Here is an 18534-nt window from a genome sequence, read left to right as displayed (position 1 = left end):
AAATCACCCAATACCTCATCCATACCCTCGATAAAAAGGGCGAAACCGGAGCGGCGGAACTCCTAGCCAAACTAGGAAACAAAGCCCACCTAGCCAAAGAACTCGCCTATAGACTTTATAGCCTCTGTGACAGAAAAGGTTGGACCCAAGAAGGCATAGCCTACAATAGCCTCGTCACCTCCTGGCCAGAAATCACCCGCCTAGCCAACGAATATAAACCCTCCCCCGAACAACTATCCTTTTCTTTGTGACCTTTGTGCCTTTGTGGTAAATCCCCCTTAGTGACCTTTGTGCCTTTGTGGTTCAAACAAAATCACGAGTTTTAAAACATCATCAACTAATACCATGAATACTCAGTTAGTCGATTCCATCATTCAAATAATTCAATCATTACCTAAATCAGAACAAAACATTCTGAGAGAAAAGCTAAATCAAGCAGTAGCTTCTGAAGCAGAACCTATTGATGAAGAAGCTTGGAAAGTTTGGGAAACGCTAGGAGATGATGCTGTACCCGGTTGTCTAGAAAATTCTTCTATCAATCATGATCGCTATCTTTATTCCCAACCCCAATGAAACAGATATTTGTAGATACAAGTGCTTTGGCTGCTTTGGCCGACAAAAATGACGACAACCATGCCAGAGCGGTAGAATTTAATCATCAAGTAAAAGGGATTGTCCTGGTGACGACAAATTATGTACTGGATGAGCTTTACACTTTACTTCTGGTCAATGTTGGTTACACGAAAACGGTGCAATTCAAGACAAAAATTGATTTTATTATCACCAAAAAAATCTTAAAAATCATCTGGATTTCTGAAATCATAGCAGTGCAGACATGGCAGATTTTTGAAAAACATAATACAGACAAACAATGGTCTTTTACCGACTGTACCTCCTATGTTGTTATGAAGCAGGAAAATATCACTGAAGTCTTTACCTTTGATCACCACTTTTCTCAAATGGGTTTTCTCCGTCTGCCCAGTTCTCCCTAACTCCGTGACCTCTGTGCCTCTGTGGTTCAAAATCCCCCTTCGTGTTCTTTGTGCCTCTGTGGTTAACCCCCCTTCGTGTTCTTTGTGCCTTTGTGGTTAACCCTCCCAAATTGAGGCATTATAAAAATAACTCCTCATCAAATCCCATGGCAATCAGCAATCGTGAACGAGTCGGACGCGCCCTAGATTTCCTCAGAGAGGGACTCTACCCCTTCATAGAACGAGAAATGAAAGCAAGCTACGGCCAGAAGTGGCTCGCCGTGGCCTTAAGTTGCCTCCCAGAGAGCTACACGATCCGCAGGACAGGTGATGCCGTCCTCAAAGAAGACGTTTCGGCCCTACTAATTGTCCTCTGGGAGCAGTGGAATGAAGTCTTTAAGAAAACCCTAGGCAGAAGCGATCGCTCTCTGACCAGTGAACTAAGAGATGTCCGCAACGCCTGGGCCCATAACGATGCTTTCAGCCTCGACGATGCTTACCGGGCTTTTGATAGCATCTCTCGCCTACTGAGTTCGGTTTCCGCCGACACCCAAGAAGTGGAGAAGCAGAAGCAAGAGATCCTCAGACTACGCTTTGAAGAACAGGCCCGGCGAGAGACACGGCGCCAAGCGATCGCACCGACGGAAGGACAACCGATGTCGGGATTGAAACCCTGGCGGGAAATCGCCACCCCCCACCCCGATGTGGCTTCTGGACGCTTCCAACAGGCCGAATTTGCCGCCGACCTCTGGCAAGTCTATCTCGATGAAGGCTCTGACGAATACCGCGACCCGACGGAATTTTTCCGCCGCACCTACCTCACCGAAGGACTCAAGCAACTTCTGACCAATGCCCTGCTGCGTCTGAGTGGTAATGGCGGAGAGCCGGTGATTGAACTGCAAACTAACTTCGGTGGCGGAAAAACCCACGCCATGCTGGCCCTCTACCATCTGTGCAATGCTTTAGCGATCGAAGATCTTCCCGGTATGGAGTCGATATTCCAAGCTCTGAACATTAAAAAACCCCCCGAAAATGTCAACATTGCTGTTCTGGTCGGCACTAAAGTCCAGCCTAGTGGCATCCCCCCCTACAAACCGGAACACAACAAGCAAAATCGCCCAGAAATCAAGACCCTGTGGGGAGAAATAGCTTGGCAACTCGGCGGCGCTGAGGGCTACGCTCTAGTTCGCAACGCCGATGAAACTTCCACTAATCCGGGAGACGCACTCAAAATATTGTTTAATCGTTTTTCACCCTGTTTGATCTTGATCGACGAATGGGTTGCCTATGCCAGGCAATTGCACGACAAGAACGATATTCCCGGCGGTAGTTTTGACACCCAGTTTACTTTTGCCCAAACCCTGAGCGAGTCGGCGAAAAATGCCCAGCAGACCCTTTTGGCTGTGAGTATCCCCGCTTCGGAAACCGTTGACGAAAAAACCGGAGAAGTACGGGCTACAGATGTTGAAACCGGAGGAGAACGGGGCACAGAGGCCCTAGACCGCCTTAAAAATGCGATTGGGCGCATCCAATCCCCCTGGCGACCTGCCAGTGCCGAGGAGAGTTTCGAGATCGTCCGCCGCCGCCTGTTCCAGACCATGACTGATCCGAAACTATTTGTAGCGCGGGATGCAGTTCTCAAAGCCTTCACCGAAATGTATCGCACCCAGGCCCAAGAGTTTCCTACAGAATGCCGGGAGGCTGACTACGATCGCCGTCTGCGGGAAGCCTATCCCATTCACCCGGAATTTTTCGATCGCCTCTACTCCGACTGGTCAACCCTCGATAAATTCCAGCGCACCCGGGGCGTGTTGCGCCTGATGGCGAAAGTTATCCATTCCCTTTGGGAGCGGGACGATAAGAGCCTTCTGATCATGCCGGCCCACGTCCCGATGGATGATGCTCAGGTTCAATCGGAATTAACCCGCTACTTGGATGATAATTGGGTTCCGATCATCGAAAAGGATGTGGATGGCCCCAATTCTCTGCCCCTCGACATCGATCGCCAAAATTCCAACCTGGGACGCTATTCTGCTTGCCGTCGGGTCACGCGCACTATTTACCTTGGCTCGGCCCCCACGATTCGGGCTGCTAACCGAGGTCTAGAAGATAAGAGGATAAAACTGGGTTGCGCGCAGCCGGGGGAGACTGTGGCCATCTTTGGGGATGCCCTCCGGCGACTGACGGATCGAGCCACCTATCTCTACATCGATGGCAACCGTTACTGGATTTCTAACCAGCCCAACGTTACCCGCACCGCCCAAGATCGGGCAAACCTGCTCTTTGAGGAGCGCTATAAAGTGATAGAAGAAATTGTCCGGCGCTTGAAGGCCGACCAGCAGCGGGGCGAGTTTGGAGCGATTCATATTGCCCCAGAATCTACTGCCGATATTCCCGATGATTCTAATCTCGGCGTGCGGCTCGTGGTTCTTCGTCCCGATCAACCCCACAGCAAATCTGCCGAGGATAGCCCCGCTCGGCGTTTAGTAGGGGAAATTCTCAATCAGAGAGGGGGTAGCCCCCGCTATTACAAGAATACGCTGGTATTCCTTGCCGCTGACAAGTCGAACCTGGAAAACTTAGAGAAGAACGTCGCCGGGTATCTTGCCTGGGATTCGATTGTGGCGGATAAGGAAACCCTCAATCTCGATGTTTCTCAGAGCAAACAGGCCACCAGCAAGCGCAACCAAACCGACAAGGAGGTAAGTACGATCCTCAACCAAACCTATAAGTGGCTGCTGGTTCCGGAGCAACCCGACCCCCAGAAAGGCATCCACTGGACTGAAACCCCTCTTCAGGGGGACGATTCGCCTATCGATCGAGCCAGCCGCAAACTGGTTCATGAGGAGCAACTGATTACCCATTACTCTGGTGACAACCTGCGGAGGGAAGCCCTCGACAAATACCTGTGGCGTTCAACTAACCACATCGATCTGAAACGTCTCTGGGAGTACCTAGCGCAGTACCTTTACTTGCCCCGTCTCAAGAACCCAGATGTTCTGCTTCAAACCGTGCGGGAGGGAGTGGTCTCAATGCTCGTGCAGGAAAATTTTGGTTATGCAGAGGGCTGGGACGAGGCAAGGCAAAAGTATGTCGGTCTGGTCATCAATAGACACATCACACCCAGCCTCAGCAGTCAAAACCTTCTGGTTAAGCCCGATGTGGCTATGGGGCAGCTGGAAGCGGAGAAACTGGCTAATTCCCCGACCACTGCCGAGACTGATTCGGTTATCTCCAGTGACCGCCAAAGTCCGCCATCTTTAACCTCTGGTGTTGGATTAACTGCGAAAGAGTCCCCCGATGATCTGGTTGAGAAAAAGCCGGTTCTGCGGAGGTTTTACGGCATTGTCTCGATCGATCCCCTGCGAATCAATCGAGACGCTCCAGCGATCGCCAACGAGATCATCCAACACCTCACCCGCCTCAAAGGTGCCAGCGTCAAGGTAACGCTAGAGATCGAAGCGGATATTCCCGATGGTGCGCCCGATGATGTGGTGCGGACGGTGACGGAGAATTGTCGCACCTTGAAGTTTACGAAGCAGTCCTTTGAGCAGGAGTGACTTCTCTATAACTGACCATATTTGTATTGAAACTTTACAATACTGCAGCCGATCTCGCGTAGCGAGCGCGTTGCGAGCGCCGGAGTGGGCAAGTGGGGAGAAACAATCCATATTAAAAACGGATTTGGCATTACATGAGACTGGTCGAAAACGGGGGTGAGTTAATAGAATAACCCACCCTTAAGGGGATTTAGCGATCAACCGACCCCATAATAATATCAATACTGCCTAAAATCGCCATAATATCGGCAACTTTTACCCCTTTGAGGATATGGGGCAGAATTTGAAGATTATTAAAATCGGCAGCCCGAATTTTCCAACGCCAAGGGAAAACATCATCATTACCGACGATAAAGATACCTAATTCGCCTTTACCACTTTCCAAGCGCACATAATGTTCACCCTTAGGGATTTTGAAAGTGGGGGCGACTTTTTTGGCGATATATTGATAGTCAAAATCATTCCAAGCTGATTTTTTCCCTTCTGCCATCCGTTTCGCTTCCAGATTTTCGTAGGGACCACCGGGTAAACCTTTCAGTGCTTGCCGGATAATTTTCACCGATTCGCGCATTTCCCGAATCCGCACCAGATAACGAGCAAAACAATCGCCCGCGGTTTCCCAATGCACTTCCCAGTCAAAATCGTCGTAACACTCGTAATGGTCAACTTTTCTTAAATCCCATTTCACTCCGGAAGCGCGCAACATTGGACCGGATAAACCCCAGTTAATCGCTTCCTCTCTGGTAATGCAGCCTACTCCTTCGATACGACGGCGGAAAATCGGGTTATTAGTGATTAATTTCTCATATTCGTCCACTTTCGGGTCAAAATAGTCACAGAAATCCACGCACTTATCCACCCATCCGTAGGGTAAATCTACCGCCACGCCACCAATACGGAAATAATTATTATTAATTAACCGCATTCCCGTCGCAGCTTCCCAGAGGTCATAAATCATCTCCCGTTCCCGGAAAATGTAGAAAAAGGGAGTTTGTGCGCCCACATCCGCCATAAACGGGCCTAACCAGAGTAAATGGTTAGCGATGCGGTTGAGTTCCAACATAATCACCCGGATATATTGCGCTCGTTTGGGAACGGCGATATCGGCTAATTTTTCGGGAGCATTGACTGTAATTGCCTCATTAAACATCCCTGCGGCGTAATCCCAACGACTAACGTAGGGAACGTACATGACATTAGTGCGATTTTCGGCAATTTTTTCCATGCCCCTATGAAGATAACCGATCACGGGTTCACAGTCAATCACGTCTTCCCCGTCGAGGGTGACGATTAAGCGCAAAACACCGTGCATCGAAGGATGATGGGGTCCCATGTTTAAAACCATGGGTTCTGTTCTCGTTTCAATTTTTGCCATAGGGCTACCGATGATCCCGAAAATCTTTTTAAAGTTATTTTGACACTCTCCGCCTTAAAAGTGTGGAGATTCTTGGGCTGAATCCTGCCTCTACCAGCAAAGCTAATTTTGGCCTTACAGTTTCATGTCTAGTCCGACTACACCCAGAAGGCAAGCACTCCTATAGACTACTCCCCAAGCGTAAATTTCTGTGTGTCCCACAGTATTTAATTGTTTTGCGTTCTGACAGTTTGGACTTAATTGAACACCATTGACTGTTAGAAATTTTGAGATGACGGAGTAGGACGTTTAACCTGTTTCCTCACGTTCTCACGGTCGGCAACCTATAGTCATTTTAGCACAAAGCCGTCGTGGGAAACCGTTTTGATCATTCAAAAATACTCATGGCCGCATCAAAGGCTTTTTGATAGATAACTAGATCTTCATGAGTTTTAATGGTTTTTTTGTCTTCTTCCTTGTCCACTTTCCCTCCTTGTCTGCCTTGTCTCACCCCATTATAAATCTAAATGTAAAAAACCTACCCTTGTGAGTGAGTCTGGGGTGAGTCGATAGGACCAGCAATTGCCCCAGAACCGATGGGGCAATTGCTGATGAATAATCCCCTTAGGTGACACTTTGAAACAATTGGGGCCAATCGAGATTGGGAGCGTCTGAGGGGGCAACAATTTCGAGAATTTTATTGTTAGCGGCCGGATAAAATAGGGATTCTACGCAAACCGAGGCCACTTTCGTGCGGGGAATATTGCCCTCAGACAGGGTATCGGCGGATGACATTTTAATGGCATTAAGATTATCATCATTTTTCAGGCCTCCAGGGCGCACGATCGTGTAGGTTAAGCCACTATTGATCAAATAGGCTTCCGCTTGTTTTTTCCAGAATAAAATTAGCCAAAAGAGATTGAGGGGATGGAAAAAGTTCGATACACAGAGGGAAGTGACGAGAACAAAATGCTCGATTCCTTTCTTTTTGGCGGCATCGATGAGATTTTTAGTGCCCAAGTAGTCCACCAACAAAGGTTCCGTGGGATTAAAACTCGGTCTGGCCCCCGTGGCGCAGAGCAAAACGCTACAATCAGCGATTAGTTCCTCTAACTTATCGGCCTGTTGGACATCTCCGACGACGATTTCCACCCCTGTCGGCAAAATTTCCGCCGCTTTCTCGCGGTTTCTCACCAAAGCGCGGACGGGAATCTGACGTTCGACTAATTGGGCAACGATTCTCCGTCCCGTTTCCCCCGTGGCTCCTGCTACAAATGCTTTCATCGCTTCTTGACCAAATAGTTCTTAACAATACGTTACACTAATCTCGATTCTACAAATTTCCCCGATTGTTTGGTGGTTAATCGCCAAATTTTTCTAACACTATCATTTTCCAGGTTTATAAGTCATGCAGCGTTCCCCCATTAACTCCCTAGCTCGCGAATCTGTAGAAGTCAAAGAAGACAATCAATTTCTCAGTTTTCAAACCCATTTTGCCGGATGCATGGATATGTATAGCAATCAGGACACGGTTGCCGATTATCTGGGCGCGCACGAAGGTTGGTTTTGTCGTTGTGCCGAACCGATGAAAACTATGCCCTTCGGTGACAATGGTTATATTATCACCATCGGTAAATATGGTGCTTTTGGCTATGAACTGGAGCCGAAAATCGCTGTGGTTCTGGAGCTGCCCGTCAATGGAGTCTATCATACTCGCAGTGTCCCCATTCCCGATCAACCGTTTTTGGGCTATCTAGTGGATTATCAGGCAATTATGAAACTAGAGGAAATGCCGATATCTTCTCCTAGTCAGGAAATTGAGGCAATTTTTCGGCAACAGGAGCGGGATATTCCGGCGGTTATCACCCAAGTCACCTGGGAACTGCACATGGATGTTATGGTTAAGTTTCCCAAGTTTATTTATAAGATTCCCCGTTCAATTCTCCAAAAAACCGGTGATAAACTGTTGACGCAAATTGTTCGCCAAGTTTCCCCCCGCTTAACCTATAAAGTTCAAGAGGATTTTCACTCTAGCTTCAATCTACCCCTACCCCCTGCCTCCAGTCGTCTTTTCTATCGTCTCGACTCCTGCGAGGGTTAGCTGCTGACCTAGGGTTTCGGGCCTGTTGCTGTGTCTGTCAACAGTAAGCAGTAGAGCTTGCTGATGGGAAACCAAGGAAAAATAAAGATTTGCTAACGACGCTGGTCAGTCTAAGCTAGAATTTTAAGAAATGTTTACTCGTAAAAATAAACCTAAGACTACTTCAATATTTTATGTCTCTGCCTATCCGTAACGTTGCTATCATTGCTCACGTTGACCACGGGAAAACCACCCTCGTCGATGCACTCCTCAAACAGTCGGGAATCTTTCGAGAAGGGGAAGATGTACCCACCTGCGTCATGGATTCCAATGACCTCGAAAGAGAACGCGGTATCACCATTCTGGCCAAAAATACCGCCGTTCGTTACCAAGACACCCTGATTAACATCGTCGATACTCCCGGTCACGCCGACTTTGGTGGCGAAGTGGAACGGGTTTTAGGTATGGTGGACGGTTGTATCCTGATTGTCGATGCTAACGAGGGGCCGATGCCCCAAACCCGTTTTGTGCTGAAAAAAGCCCTAGAAAAGGGATTAAGACCGATTGTCGTGGTTAATAAAATTGATCGCCCTAACGTGGATCCTAATCTAGCCGTGGACAAAGTTTTCGATCTGTTTGTGGAACTGGGTGCCGATGACGACCAATGTGATTTTACTACTCTGTTCGCTTCTGGGATGCAAGGATTCGCCAAAGAAAGCCTCGAAGACGAAGACAAAGATATGCAGCCCCTGTTTGAGGCGATTTTACACCACGTTCCACCACCGGCTGGGGACGTTAACAAACCCCTACAGTTGCAAGTAACCACCCTCGATTACTCGGAATACTTAGGACGCATCGTTATCGGCCGCATCCATAACGGCGTAATTAAATCCGGTCAACAGGCTGCTTTAGTAAAGGATACGGGCGCGATTGTCAAGGGTAAAATAACAAAACTTCTTGGTTTTGAGGGTCTCAAACGGGTGGAACTAAACGAGTCCAGCGCCGGTAATATCGTTGCTGTGGCTGGTTTTGCCGACGCTAACATCGGGGAAACGGTAACTTTAGCCGATGACCCGCAAGCTTTACCCCTAATTAAAGTCGATGAACCGACCCTACAAATGACCTTCTCGGTTAACGATTCTCCCTTTGCCGGTCAGGAAGGCACTTTTGTCACCTCGCGGCAAATTCGCGATCGTCTCATGCGAGAATTAGAAACTAACGTCGCCCTGCGGGTGGAAGAAAGTGATTCCGCCGAGAAATTCCTGGTTTCGGGACGGGGAGAACTGCATTTAGGCATTCTCATCGAAACCATGCGTCGGGAAGGCTACGAATTCCAAGTATCGCAGCCGCAGGTTATCTATCGGGAAATAAACGGTCAACCCTGCGAACCCTACGAATACCTCGTTTTAGATGTACCCGAAGAAGCGGTGGGTTCCAGTATCGAACGTCTCGGCCAACGGAAAGGGGAAATGCAGGATATGCAGACGGGCAGCAATGGCCGCACTCAATTGGAATTCGTGATTCCGGCCCGGGGTTTAATCGGTTTCCGGGGGGAATTTATCCGTCTGAGTCGCGGTGAGGGGATTATGAACCATAGTTTTCTCGAATATCGTCCTTTCTCCGGGGAATTAGCCACCCGTTATAATGGCGTGATTACTGCCTTTGAGGAGGGAGTGGCCACTTTCTACGCCCTCAAAAACGCCGAGGACCGGGGAGTATTCTTTATTACTCCTGGGACAAAAGTGTATAAAAACATGATTATCGGCGAAAGTAACCGGCCCCAAGACGTGGAGATCAATATCTGCAAAACTAAACAGTTAACTAACCATCGTTCCGCCACCGGGGATGAATTGGTTCAGTTACAGTCCCCCGTGGATATGAGTCTCGAACGCGCCCTGGAATACATTGGACCAGATGAGTTGGTAGAAATTACCCCGAAATCGATCCGTCTGCGTAAATTACCGGTGAAAAAGTTAGCCAAACGTTAATCGGTGATGCTAATTTGACAAAATCTGGCGGCAATTTTGCCATGGCAATTGCCGCTAAAAGGTGCCGCAACGACTGGAAGATGATCGGTAATTGGTTAAGATCGATATCTAACAAAGAAATCCACTCAGATTTTCAACAAAACTGAGATGATAGAAAAAAGTGCCTTGAGTTTGAGGGTAAAGAATCTGCTGTGAGCTATTCTGCTACTTTGATGCGACATCCGATGTTTCCCGCCGCGTCGGACAGCAATCGTCTTCGTCTCTTTTCGGGATCCGCTAATGTCTCTCTTGCCCAAGAGGTAGCCCGTTATCTGGGCATGGATGTGGGTCCGATGATTCGTAAACGTTTCGCCGATGGTGAATTGTACATCCAGATTCAGGAATCGATCCGGGGCTGTGATGTCTATTTAATTCAACCCTGTTGCAATCCCGTCAACGATCACTTGATGGAATTGTTAATCATGATCGATGCCTGTCGTCGTGCTTCTGCCCGACAAATTACCGCCGTAATTCCCTATTATGGTTATGCGCGCGCCGATCGCAAAACCGCCGGCCGGGAATCGATCGCCGCTAAACTGGTGGCTAATCTGATCACGGAAGCGGGGGCAAGTCGCGTGTTGGCCATGGATTTGCATTCGGCCCAAATTCAAGGTTATTTCGATATTCCCTTCGATCACGTTTACGGTTCCCCAGTGGTGGTGGACTATCTTCTCAGTAAACAATTACCCGATATCGTCGTGGTTTCTCCCGATGTGGGTGGGGTGGCTAGGGCGCGGGCTTTTGCCAAAAAACTCAATGATGCACCCCTAGCAATTATTGACAAACGCCGGCAAACCCATAACGTGGCGGAAGTGATGAACTTGATCGGCGATGTTAAGGATAAAACGGCGGTTTTAGTCGATGATATGATCGATACGGCCGGTACGATCGCTCAAGGGGCGCAGTTACTGAAAGCCAAGGGGGCGCGACAGGTTTATGCTTGTGCCACCCATCCGGTTTTTTCCGGTCCTGCGATCGAGCGTTTATCCAGTGGCATAGTCGAGGAAGTGATCGTGACTAACACGATTCCCGTGCCGCAAGAACATTTTTTCCCGCAACTGAAAGTCTTGCCGGTTGCCCCGATTCTGGGTGAGGCCATATGGCGCATCCATGAGGACAATTCCGTGAGTAATATGTTTAAATAGATGCTCGAATCCCCCTAAAACTAGGGGGAATTTTTATATTTATTTTCTTGACATTAATTCTGATTTGTGGCAGCGTCGGGGTTGTCAAGTCCTCCCAGACGATTGAAGGGCCAAAAACGCACCACAGCGCGACCGATTAAGTTTTCCCGAGGAACGAAGCCCCAAGCGTGGGAATCATAGCTATTATTGCGATTATCGCCCAAAACCAGATATTGATCGGGGGGGACTGTCACCGGCCCGAAAGTATAATTAGGTTCTTCGGCAATATAGTTTTCCGCTAAAACTTTACCGTTGACGTAAACTAAACCGTCTTTGACTTCCACCTTATCCCCCGGCAGTCCAATCACCCGTTTAATAAAAGCATCCTGAAAATTTTGAGCTTTCAGAGCGGCTGTCGGACTAAAAACCACTATATCACCCCGTTCTGGCTTATGAAAATGATAGCTAACTTTCTCGATAATTAGGCGATCGTTAATCTGGAGAGTAGGTTCCATGGAAGAAGAGGGGATATAACGGGCTTCGGCCACAAAAGTGCGGATGCCAAAGGCCAAAATTCCAGCCGTGACAATGGTTTTAACTGCTTCTATCCAAGGATTTTCTTGGGGTACGGGAGGGGGAGAAGGTTTTTCAGATTTATGGTTCAAGCTTTCAGCCATAGAATTTTAACTTTTGAGAAGGATTAAGCCAATGCGCTCTTTAATTTTCTAGTTTAGTGATAGTAGCAGCGTAGATAATATTTTAAGACAATTTTCCCACATCTACTGGATCACTGTTAATTTGTCAATCCCGCATTCTGCCGCCGGAAGGGGAATTTCCTCGGAGGTAGAAAAGGGTCAGATTAGTCCATCAAAAAGGAGGGTTTTTCGCCGCTATTAAGGTAAAAACGTTAGAATTCGAGGATTAGACACCTATCTCCCTTAAAAGTCGCTTCTAAACCACTACTTAGACCTATGTTTGCACAAATTCCCGAACGATCAATGCACTATCTGCGATGGGTTGTGACCATCGCTTGGTTAATTCTGATATTTTCTCTGTTTTTTGACCCGATTTCGGCAAAATTAACCGATCCTAATAATCTTTCTAGTCCCCTGAGAGTTGCCCCCGATGTGTGCATTAAAGTCCAGGAAGTTTGCCTACCCCAATCCTCCTATCAGTTAGGTGCGCCGATTTTTTGGGGAATAGTGGTTCCTAGTGGTATTTTTATCTTATTAGTATTCGGTCACGAACTCTGGCGGCGTATCTGTCCTTTATCCTTTCTTTCTCAAATACCGCGTGCTTTGGGTAAACAAAGACAGAAAAAACAGACCGATAAATCAGGAAAAGTCCGCTATGAAATCTATAAAGTGCCAAAAAACTCTTGGTTAGCCCAGAATTATCTCTATCTACAATTCAGTCTGTTATTTTTGGGTTTATGCGGACGGATTCTCTTTTATAATTCCGATCGCTTATTCTTAGGCAGCTTTTTAATCTTGACTATTCTAGCGGCGATCTTTGTGGGTTACTGGTATGGGGGCAAATCTTGGTGTAACTATTTCTGTCCCATGAGTCCAGTCCAAAAGATTTACGGTGAACCGAGGGGTTTACTAAATAGTACCGCTCACGAAGACAGTCGCGGTGGGATTACTCAATCTATGTGTCGCATTGTCCATGAAGATGGTAGCGAACAAAGTGCCTGTGTTGCCTGTCAGAGTCCCTGTATCGATATCGATGCGGAAAGATCCTATTGGGATGGGATTACTAATAGCGATCGCCAATGGCTTTATTACGGTTATTTTGGCTTAGTTTTTGGCTATTTTATCTATTATTACCTTTATGCTGGCAATTGGGACTATTATTTCTCTGGGGCTTGGGCGCACGACGAAAATCAACTAGAATCCCTCTTTAAACCGGGTTTTTATCTTGCTGGTCAGGCAATTGCGATTCCGAGGTTGGTAGCTGTTCCCTTAACTTTGGCAATCTGCACTTTTTTGGGTTACTTTCTCGGTAAAAAAGTTGAAAATGCCTATAAAGTCTATAGAATTCGCAAAAAGTCGCCTTTAACTACAGAAATTATCCGTCACCGCGTCTTTACTGTCGGAACTTTTCTGATTTTCAATTTCTTCTTTATTTTCGGTGGTCGTCCTTTTATTAATCTTTTGCCAAAATTTTGGCATTATTTCGCTAGTATTTTACTGGCGGTTTTGAGTAGTTTATGGTTATATCGCACCTGGACAAGGAATCCGGGTCTTTACCAACGGGAAGGACTAGCGGGAAGATTGCGTAAACAGTTGGGTAAACTGGGTCTCGATACGGCTAAATATCTCGATGGGCGATCGCTGGAAGCTTTGCACGCGGATGAGGTGTATGTGTTAGCCAAGATACTGCCGGATTTCACCCACCAGAAGCGTCTAAAAGCCTATAAAGCCGTGTTAAAAGAGGCTTTGGAGGAGGGATATACTGACTTCGGCCACAGCCTCGAAATCCTGCAACAAATGCGCTTAGAGTTGACGATTACCGAGGCAGAACATCAGGCAATTCTAACGGAGTTGGGTGTGGAATCGGCCGAACTTCTAGATCCAGAAAAGCAGTATAGTCGCGAGGATTGGTTGCGTTTACAGAGTTATCGCGATGCTTTGTTGGAAAGTCTCTTGGTGACTTGGAAAAAAGACCCCGAACGCCAGGTGGGATCGGAATTGCTGGAAGTGTTAACCGGTAAGAGTTCCAGGGAGGCGATCGAGCATTTATTGACGGAATTGCCGGCCGCAGAAACGGAAACTGTCGAGTCTTTGCGTCGCCAGTACGGAGTTACTGGTCAGGAAGAGGAAACGATTCTTCATCGTCCTCTGGCCCGTCAATTATGGCAAAATATCGCCCGCGCTTTTCAGGTCTTCGATCGTCTATCTTTTAGTAGTGACAGCGATCGTGATCAACAGGAAAGGATTTTATTGGAAAGATTCCAGCTATTTGATAGTGATGGTTCAGGACAAATTAGCCTTGAGGAGTTGAAAGCTTGTCTTCAGGCGATCGAACCGGGGGTGACAGACAAGGAAATCGAAACTATGTTACAGCAGGCCGATACCAGTCGCGACAATCAGATTAGTTTTCAGGAATTTCGCGACCTACTGCACCAATTCCACAAATAAACTGTCTTGGCTAAGGAGTCTTTATTTTCCCTGACTCCTTTAATTCTCTCGAAAAATAGTTGTTCGCAGGCAGGCACGGATCCCTATTATACTAGAAAGTATAAGTCAAGTTGAGGGATTTTGTCAAGCTTTTTTAAGCAACTTTTTTCTATTTGTCCATCTACACTTCACAATAAACCGCGATAACGGATAAAAACGAGGATTACTGCCCAGGAACCTAAAGCTACTTTAACGGCGACTAAAATGTTTAGTATCGGTAAAATGCCGCCACTAAATAGCGCCCCTAATTCCCCGTGGGGTAACTCAAATCCTGAAAGAGTAATGGCGGCTAAAACAATAAAAACTAAGACGGAAATTTTCTCCCATGTTGCCGCTTGCCAACGGCGATAAATTGCTTGCATCCATTCGGGAGAGGAGGTAATTGCTATTAAACCAATTGCCGTACCTCCGGCGACTCCGGCGGCAAAACCTCCCCCCGGACTTAAGTGTCCGCGGATAGCTAATTCAATGCCCACTAAAGCGGCAATTGTTGACCCCAAACGGGCTAAAATAATTGAAGGTTGGTCGGTAAATTGATGGATTTTGCTGGCGGGTTTTTCGGTGGCTAAAAGAAAATTCGCCCCCATAATGGCAATGGTAAAAACAACCACTTCATAGATGGTATCGTAGAGACGATTACGAAAAATAACCACCGAAACCGCATTAGGAACACCACCGTCGCGCACCAGGGATTCAACAATTTCTAAGGATGATACAGAGGAAGCAGTATTGGGAATAATTACCATTTTGATAGCGAAGGCAATGGCGGCTAGAGTATAAATCCATTTCATTAGTGTTTCTCCTCTAATTTTCGGGTTTCAATACAGGTTAAAATCGTGTTGGCTGCCGTTAATTCATTTTTAAAAATATCGTAGAGATAGGGTAATCTAATTGTGGTTTCGTAGGGGATAGTTTCTGGATTGTCTTGACGGATACAGACGGCATGAACATCCTTATCCATAAGTGCCTGTTGCAAAGCTTGTTTATCACTGTAGGCAACTAATTCTAACCGCATAAAACGTTTACTTAAAACCGTTTGTAGTTGAGTTTTTAACTGTTCTAAAACTGTATCGGTTTCCTCGGCAATTACTCCTAAACGCATCACTAAAGAGGAACGAATCGCCACCGCGTAGAGAGTTACGGCTAACATGGTTCCCATCAAAGCCTCGGTTAAAGATACATCTGCCGCCCCTAATAAAGCATAAACTAAAGCGGCTATTGCCCCTAAAACTCCGCGAATTACTAAAGCTTGGTAGGGATTGGATTGTAATATCACCATCGCCGCAGTTAAAGGCAAGAGGGCAACAATAACATAGAGATAACTTTCATTCATCTTTAATTTTACTCTCGATCGCTAGAAGTATAAGCTAAAACGTAGCCTAACATGGTGTTCCAAATTGCTAGGGAAATTATTGCCAATAATAATAAAGGCCAATTTTGGGGAACTTTCAAAAGTAGCCCGAAAATAATCGCCATAGAACCCAAGGTATCAGCGACAGATAGACCGTGTAATTTATATAATACCGTGCGCTTGTCTAAAAGATGCGCCGTTCCCCAAAACCAGAAAAAAACTCCGATAGCGATGCAGATATAACTGAAAATGTCAATCATGATTCGTTCAATCGTTTAAGAATTTGTGCTAATAACATAAAGCCAGCATTACCGACACTGAGAATAATCACTGCTACCACTCCAATCATCCAATCATCCCGTAGAACTGACACCACTAGAATAATAATCGATGATTTACTGGAAGCGCTGGCAAAGGCGGCCATTTTTTGCCATATATCATCATTTTTTGCCACTTCATAAAGGGGAATTAATAGGGCGACAATCATGGCAATGAGAACAATATTCATTACTGGGAACTCCGTTTAATTACATGAACTTCATAACCCTCATTTTCCTTGTATTCGGTGACGATAGTTTTCGGAGTGAAGGTAATGAGAAATATATCCCAAAAAGCCAGTCTAGGCGACCGTTTACCCGAAATTCTCTCTAAAATAATTTCTTCTTCCTTGTGGGGACGAAAGATAATTTCAAACGCTTCCTTATAAGCTTGGGGAATAGCCAGCAAAACTTTAATTATTACCTTTAACCAATCGCCCAAAGTTTCGCTATATCCGAAATTACGGGGCAAAAGAAAAGCAATAGCCACCCCGATCATAATATTAGCGGGGGTAAAATTAGCGGTTAGCAAAAACCACATAGTTAAACGCAGAATTATATGTCCGATCATGCTAAGACCATCCAAAATAATAGAACTAACATTATACTCATCATACCGACGAGATTATCAAATTGTTCCCAGGCCCGTGATAATTTTAGGGATAACTTTTTGAAAACTCCCAGATATAACCACCATCCCGCACCGATAACGGCTAAAGCTTTGATAATATTGGGTAGATTATAAGCTTCAACATAGACGGCATTGGATAAAAATAGGGCAGCAAGGAGCAGAATTATTGCCGTCCAGAAACCGATAGTTAGCTTCTGTTTACTTTCGCCACCTGCGTGGGGTAAAAAGATAAATTTAGCAAAGGAAATCGCCGTACCCACCGCCACAAGATTGATCATAATCTCTTGCCAGGGGACTAAATTTTTCATCGTTAACGCTTTCGCCCCAAAACCGGATAATAGGGGGAATCCAGAGATAGAAAAACTAGCAACCACTAGGGCAATCCAGAGAGAATTAGGGATCGATTGTTGCTGTAATTCTTTAAAATTGCGACTGGGTAAAACCCCCGCTAATAGAAATAGGGAAGATTTAACTAAACCGTGAGTAAGGGTATAAAAACCACTGACTACCGGGGCGGCTAAAATAAAACCTAACTGAGAAATAGTATGGAAGGCTAACATCCGCTTGCTATCCTTTTCAAACACTGCGTATGACACGCCAAAAATCGCCGTTAGCACCCCGAAAAGCCGAATTAGGACATCTAAATCCTCTAGGATTAAAGCACAGCGCAGGAGGGGAAAAATGCCAGCTTTTACCACCACCCCCGACATCAGCGCCGAGACGGAGGTTTCCGATTCCGAGTGTGTCATCGGTAGCCATAATCCCGAGACAAAGATTCCCCCTTTGACTAATAATCCCATGAAGATTAAAGCCAAGGCTTCGGGAGGTGCGTCCTTTAAACCAGCAAAAGCAAAGGAATTATTGGCTTTATAGACTAAAACTGCGCCAATAAGGTAAAATAACATCGCCACATTGCTGATAAACAGATAACGCAGGGCAACCCAGAGAGAGCGATCGCTGCGAGGGTAGGCAATCATCAGAAAAGCGGCAATACTAATTACTTCTAGGGCAACGTAAACGCTAATAAAATCCTCACAGACGAAGACAGAATTAATGCTGCCGTGCAGAATGATAGCTTGGGCGTAAAAAAAGGCGGTTTTGCTACTTTCCCAGTTATAAAAGATCACCGCCATGGTCACCAGGGCATTGGTGAGGATAAAATAGGCACTTAACTGATCGGCTACCAGTCTCACGCCATAATTATCTAGTAGGTCAAGGGTTATGGGAGAGGATTGGCTAAATAAAAGGAGAGAATAGGAAAGAGAGATAATAGTGGCGGCAAGAGCCAGATATTTGTCTAATTGCGGCAGTAAATAGATGATAAAGCCGATCAAAAAGGGTAAACTTATCCAAGCGATCGTTAAAGTATTCATGGTGTGTTATTTTTTTCTATCTCGCTGCTGTCGAGGGTGGGGTTATCTTTGGCTAATTTCATTACTCCCACCAGCATTAACGCCTGAATGGAAAAACCGATGACGATCGCTGTTAAAATCACTGCTTGGGGTACAGGATCGGCGTAATTTTGCTGTTTAACTGTACTGAGGATGGGAGTAAATAAACCATCACGGGAAGAAATCACCACATAGTAGGCGATGACGCCCGTACTCATGACATCCATGGCGATAATCTTCATGATTAAGTTTTTTTTCAGGAATGTTCCTAAAAATCCGCACAAAACGGTGGCGAATACAAACAACTCTAGCAGGGGAATCGTCACTGGGTTTCTTGATTAGATTTGGTTATGAGTCAAAATATTTCTTTTAATTATCCTCGATCGAGTCCCAATTTATCAAAAAAATCTCAAGATTATGGGGGGAATTTTCGGGTGACCAATAGATTGACTTATCTCTATAACTACTATTGAAAAAAATAAAAACAAGCGGTTTCGCTTTAATAATGTATAGCGGTTCTCACGCCCGTGTGACACACTTTAACCT

The 18534-nt window shown here is 46.1% G+C and carries 19 protein-coding genes; 8 read left to right on the top strand and 11 right to left on the bottom strand.

Annotated features, from left to right (window positions below):
- The 4 genes from MiAbW_RS15340 to MiAbW_RS15325 form a co-directional block, all read left to right on the top strand.
- Window positions 1-251, top strand: a 251-nt coding sequence (locus MiAbW_RS15340) for a hypothetical protein (protein WP_151696627.1), incomplete at its 5' end; no start/stop codon positions are given.
- 94 nt (window positions 252-345) lie between these two features.
- Window positions 346-573, top strand: coding sequence for a hypothetical protein (locus MiAbW_RS15335; protein ID WP_151696810.1), 228 nt, complete (start codon window positions 346-348; stop codon window positions 571-573).
- The gene (locus tag MiAbW_RS15330) at window positions 570-992 is read left to right on the top strand and encodes a type II toxin-antitoxin system VapC family toxin (RefSeq protein WP_151696809.1); all 423 of its coding nucleotides are present in this window, start codon (window positions 570-572) and stop codon (window positions 990-992) included. Before MiAbW_RS15335 ends, MiAbW_RS15330 begins: the two co-directional genes overlap by 4 nt.
- 146 nt (window positions 993-1138) lie before the next feature.
- Window positions 1139-4531 (top strand): Swt1 family HEPN domain-containing protein, encoded by a 3393-nt coding sequence (locus tag MiAbW_RS15325; protein WP_151696808.1) that lies wholly within the window; start codon window positions 1139-1141, stop codon window positions 4529-4531.
- Between the two features lie 190 nt (window positions 4532-4721).
- Here MiAbW_RS15325 and MiAbW_RS15320 read toward each other — a convergent pair whose 3' ends face one another.
- From MiAbW_RS15320 to MiAbW_RS15310, 3 genes are all read right to left on the bottom strand, one after another.
- On the bottom strand, window positions 4722-5906 hold the full coding sequence (locus tag MiAbW_RS15320) for an NAD(P)H-quinone oxidoreductase subunit H (RefSeq protein WP_002792395.1): 1185 nt from the start codon (window positions 5904-5906) through the stop codon (window positions 4722-4724).
- 367 nt (window positions 5907-6273) lie between these two features.
- Window positions 6274-6396 carry a hypothetical protein gene (locus tag MiAbW_RS20490; RefSeq protein ID WP_274596534.1) on the bottom strand — a complete coding sequence of 41 codons (123 nt, stop codon included), beginning with the start codon at window positions 6394-6396 and terminating at the stop codon, window positions 6274-6276.
- Between the two features lie 113 nt (window positions 6397-6509).
- Window positions 6510-7169, bottom strand: a complete 660-nt coding sequence (locus MiAbW_RS15310; protein WP_151696807.1) for an SDR family oxidoreductase — start codon at window positions 7167-7169, stop codon at window positions 6510-6512.
- A gap of 124 nt (window positions 7170-7293) precedes the next feature.
- Here MiAbW_RS15310 and MiAbW_RS15305 point away from each other — a divergent pair, with 124 nt between their 5' ends.
- The 3 genes from MiAbW_RS15305 (at window position 7294) to MiAbW_RS15295 (ending at window position 11137) form a co-directional block, all read left to right on the top strand.
- Window positions 7294-7986 carry a DUF1997 domain-containing protein gene (locus MiAbW_RS15305; RefSeq protein WP_151696806.1) on the top strand — a complete coding sequence of 231 codons (693 nt, stop codon included), beginning with the start codon at window positions 7294-7296 and terminating at the stop codon, window positions 7984-7986.
- Between the two features lie 173 nt (window positions 7987-8159).
- A complete protein-coding gene (gene typA, locus MiAbW_RS15300; RefSeq protein WP_151696805.1) occupies window positions 8160-9953 on the top strand; it encodes a translational GTPase TypA in 1794 nt (597 codons plus the stop codon).
- A gap of 212 nt (window positions 9954-10165) precedes the next feature.
- A complete protein-coding gene (locus MiAbW_RS15295; RefSeq protein ID WP_002783137.1) occupies window positions 10166-11137 on the top strand; it encodes a ribose-phosphate pyrophosphokinase in 972 nt (323 codons plus the stop codon).
- Between the two features lie 53 nt (window positions 11138-11190).
- Here the strand turns inward: MiAbW_RS15295 and lepB are convergent, their stop codons facing one another.
- Window positions 11191-11793 carry a signal peptidase I gene (gene lepB, locus MiAbW_RS15290; RefSeq protein WP_151696804.1) on the bottom strand — a complete coding sequence of 201 codons (603 nt, stop codon included), beginning with the start codon at window positions 11791-11793 and terminating at the stop codon, window positions 11191-11193.
- 294 nt (window positions 11794-12087) lie between these two features.
- On the opposite strand from lepB, the gene MiAbW_RS15285 reads away from it, so the two are divergent.
- Window positions 12088-14259, top strand: a complete 2172-nt coding sequence (locus MiAbW_RS15285) for an EF-hand domain-containing protein (protein ID WP_151696803.1) — start codon at window positions 12088-12090, stop codon at window positions 14257-14259.
- A gap of 167 nt (window positions 14260-14426) precedes the next feature.
- On the opposite strand, the gene MiAbW_RS15280 is transcribed toward MiAbW_RS15285, so the two are convergent.
- From MiAbW_RS15280 to MiAbW_RS15250, 7 genes are read right to left on the bottom strand one after another with little or no spacing between them, the layout of a single operon-like run.
- Window positions 14427-15089 carry a Na(+)/H(+) antiporter subunit B gene (locus tag MiAbW_RS15280; protein ID WP_061430296.1) on the bottom strand — a complete coding sequence of 221 codons (663 nt, stop codon included), beginning with the start codon at window positions 15087-15089 and terminating at the stop codon, window positions 14427-14429.
- A complete protein-coding gene (locus MiAbW_RS15275) occupies window positions 15089-15631 on the bottom strand; it encodes a DUF4040 domain-containing protein (protein WP_151696802.1) in 543 nt (180 codons plus the stop codon). The genes MiAbW_RS15280 and MiAbW_RS15275 overlap by 1 nt, the downstream gene beginning before the upstream one ends.
- Before the next feature lie 8 nt (window positions 15632-15639).
- Window positions 15640-15909: a monovalent cation/H(+) antiporter subunit G gene (locus MiAbW_RS15270; RefSeq protein WP_151696801.1), complete on the bottom strand. Its 270-nt coding sequence runs from the start codon at window positions 15907-15909 to the stop codon at window positions 15640-15642.
- A complete protein-coding gene (locus tag MiAbW_RS15265) occupies window positions 15906-16157 on the bottom strand; it encodes a hypothetical protein (protein WP_002739224.1) in 252 nt (83 codons plus the stop codon). The genes MiAbW_RS15270 and MiAbW_RS15265 overlap by 4 nt, the downstream gene beginning before the upstream one ends.
- Window positions 16157-16537, bottom strand: a complete 381-nt coding sequence (locus MiAbW_RS15260) for a Na+/H+ antiporter subunit E (RefSeq protein ID WP_151696800.1) — start codon at window positions 16535-16537, stop codon at window positions 16157-16159. Before MiAbW_RS15260 ends, MiAbW_RS15265 begins: the two co-directional genes overlap by 1 nt.
- Window positions 16534-17970 (bottom strand): cation:proton antiporter, encoded by a 1437-nt coding sequence (locus tag MiAbW_RS15255; RefSeq protein ID WP_151696799.1) that lies wholly within the window; start codon window positions 17968-17970, stop codon window positions 16534-16536. The genes MiAbW_RS15260 and MiAbW_RS15255 overlap by 4 nt, the downstream gene beginning before the upstream one ends.
- Entirely contained in the window at window positions 17967-18314 is a 348-nt protein-coding gene (locus MiAbW_RS15250; protein WP_002761414.1) for an NADH-quinone oxidoreductase subunit K, read from the bottom strand. Before MiAbW_RS15250 ends, MiAbW_RS15255 begins: the two co-directional genes overlap by 4 nt.
- Between the last annotated feature and the right edge of the window lie 220 nt (window positions 18315-18534).

Source organism: Microcystis aeruginosa NIES-4325 (assembly GCF_008974145.1).
In the GTDB taxonomy this organism is placed as follows: domain Bacteria; phylum Cyanobacteriota; class Cyanobacteriia; order Cyanobacteriales; family Microcystaceae; genus Microcystis; species Microcystis aeruginosa_G.
The sequence above is the reverse complement of the archived record's forward strand: the minus strand, read 5'-3'. Positions and strand labels throughout refer to the sequence as shown.

What these genes read in the sequence shown, in the direction of transcription:
- MiAbW_RS15310 (WP_151696807.1), bottom strand. Translation starts at nt 7,169, where the DNA reads ATGAAAGCATTTGTAGCAGGAGCCACGGGGGAAACGGGACGGAGAATC.
- MiAbW_RS15280 (WP_061430296.1), bottom strand. Translation starts at nt 15,089, where the DNA reads ATGAAATGGATTTATACTCTAGCCGCCATTGCCTTCGCTATCAAAATG.
- MiAbW_RS15320 (WP_002792395.1), bottom strand. Translation starts at nt 5,906, where the DNA reads ATGGCAAAAATTGAAACGAGAACAGAACCCATGGTTTTAAACATGGGA.
- MiAbW_RS15325 (WP_151696808.1), top strand. Translation starts at nt 1,139, where the DNA reads ATGGCAATCAGCAATCGTGAACGAGTCGGACGCGCCCTAGATTTCCTC.
- MiAbW_RS15335 (WP_151696810.1), top strand. Translation starts at nt 346, where the DNA reads ATGAATACTCAGTTAGTCGATTCCATCATTCAAATAATTCAATCATTA.
- MiAbW_RS15275 (WP_151696802.1), bottom strand. Translation starts at nt 15,631, where the DNA reads ATGAATGAAAGTTATCTCTATGTTATTGTTGCCCTCTTGCCTTTAACT.
- lepB (WP_151696804.1), bottom strand. Translation starts at nt 11,793, where the DNA reads ATGGCTGAAAGCTTGAACCATAAATCTGAAAAACCTTCTCCCCCTCCC.
- MiAbW_RS15330 (WP_151696809.1), top strand. Translation starts at nt 570, where the DNA reads ATGAAACAGATATTTGTAGATACAAGTGCTTTGGCTGCTTTGGCCGAC.
- MiAbW_RS15295 (WP_002783137.1), top strand. Translation starts at nt 10,166, where the DNA reads ATGCGACATCCGATGTTTCCCGCCGCGTCGGACAGCAATCGTCTTCGT.
- MiAbW_RS15255 (WP_151696799.1), bottom strand. Translation starts at nt 17,970, where the DNA reads ATGAATACTTTAACGATCGCTTGGATAAGTTTACCCTTTTTGATCGGC.
- MiAbW_RS15270 (WP_151696801.1), bottom strand. Translation starts at nt 15,909, where the DNA reads ATGATTGACATTTTCAGTTATATCTGCATCGCTATCGGAGTTTTTTTC.
- MiAbW_RS15305 (WP_151696806.1), top strand. Translation starts at nt 7,294, where the DNA reads ATGCAGCGTTCCCCCATTAACTCCCTAGCTCGCGAATCTGTAGAAGTC.
- MiAbW_RS15285 (WP_151696803.1), top strand. Translation starts at nt 12,088, where the DNA reads ATGTTTGCACAAATTCCCGAACGATCAATGCACTATCTGCGATGGGTT.
- MiAbW_RS15265 (WP_002739224.1), bottom strand. Translation starts at nt 16,157, where the DNA reads ATGAATATTGTTCTCATTGCCATGATTGTCGCCCTATTAATTCCCCTT.
- typA (WP_151696805.1), top strand. Translation starts at nt 8,160, where the DNA reads ATGTCTCTGCCTATCCGTAACGTTGCTATCATTGCTCACGTTGACCAC.
- MiAbW_RS15260 (WP_151696800.1), bottom strand. Translation starts at nt 16,537, where the DNA reads ATGATCGGACATATAATTCTGCGTTTAACTATGTGGTTTTTGCTAACC.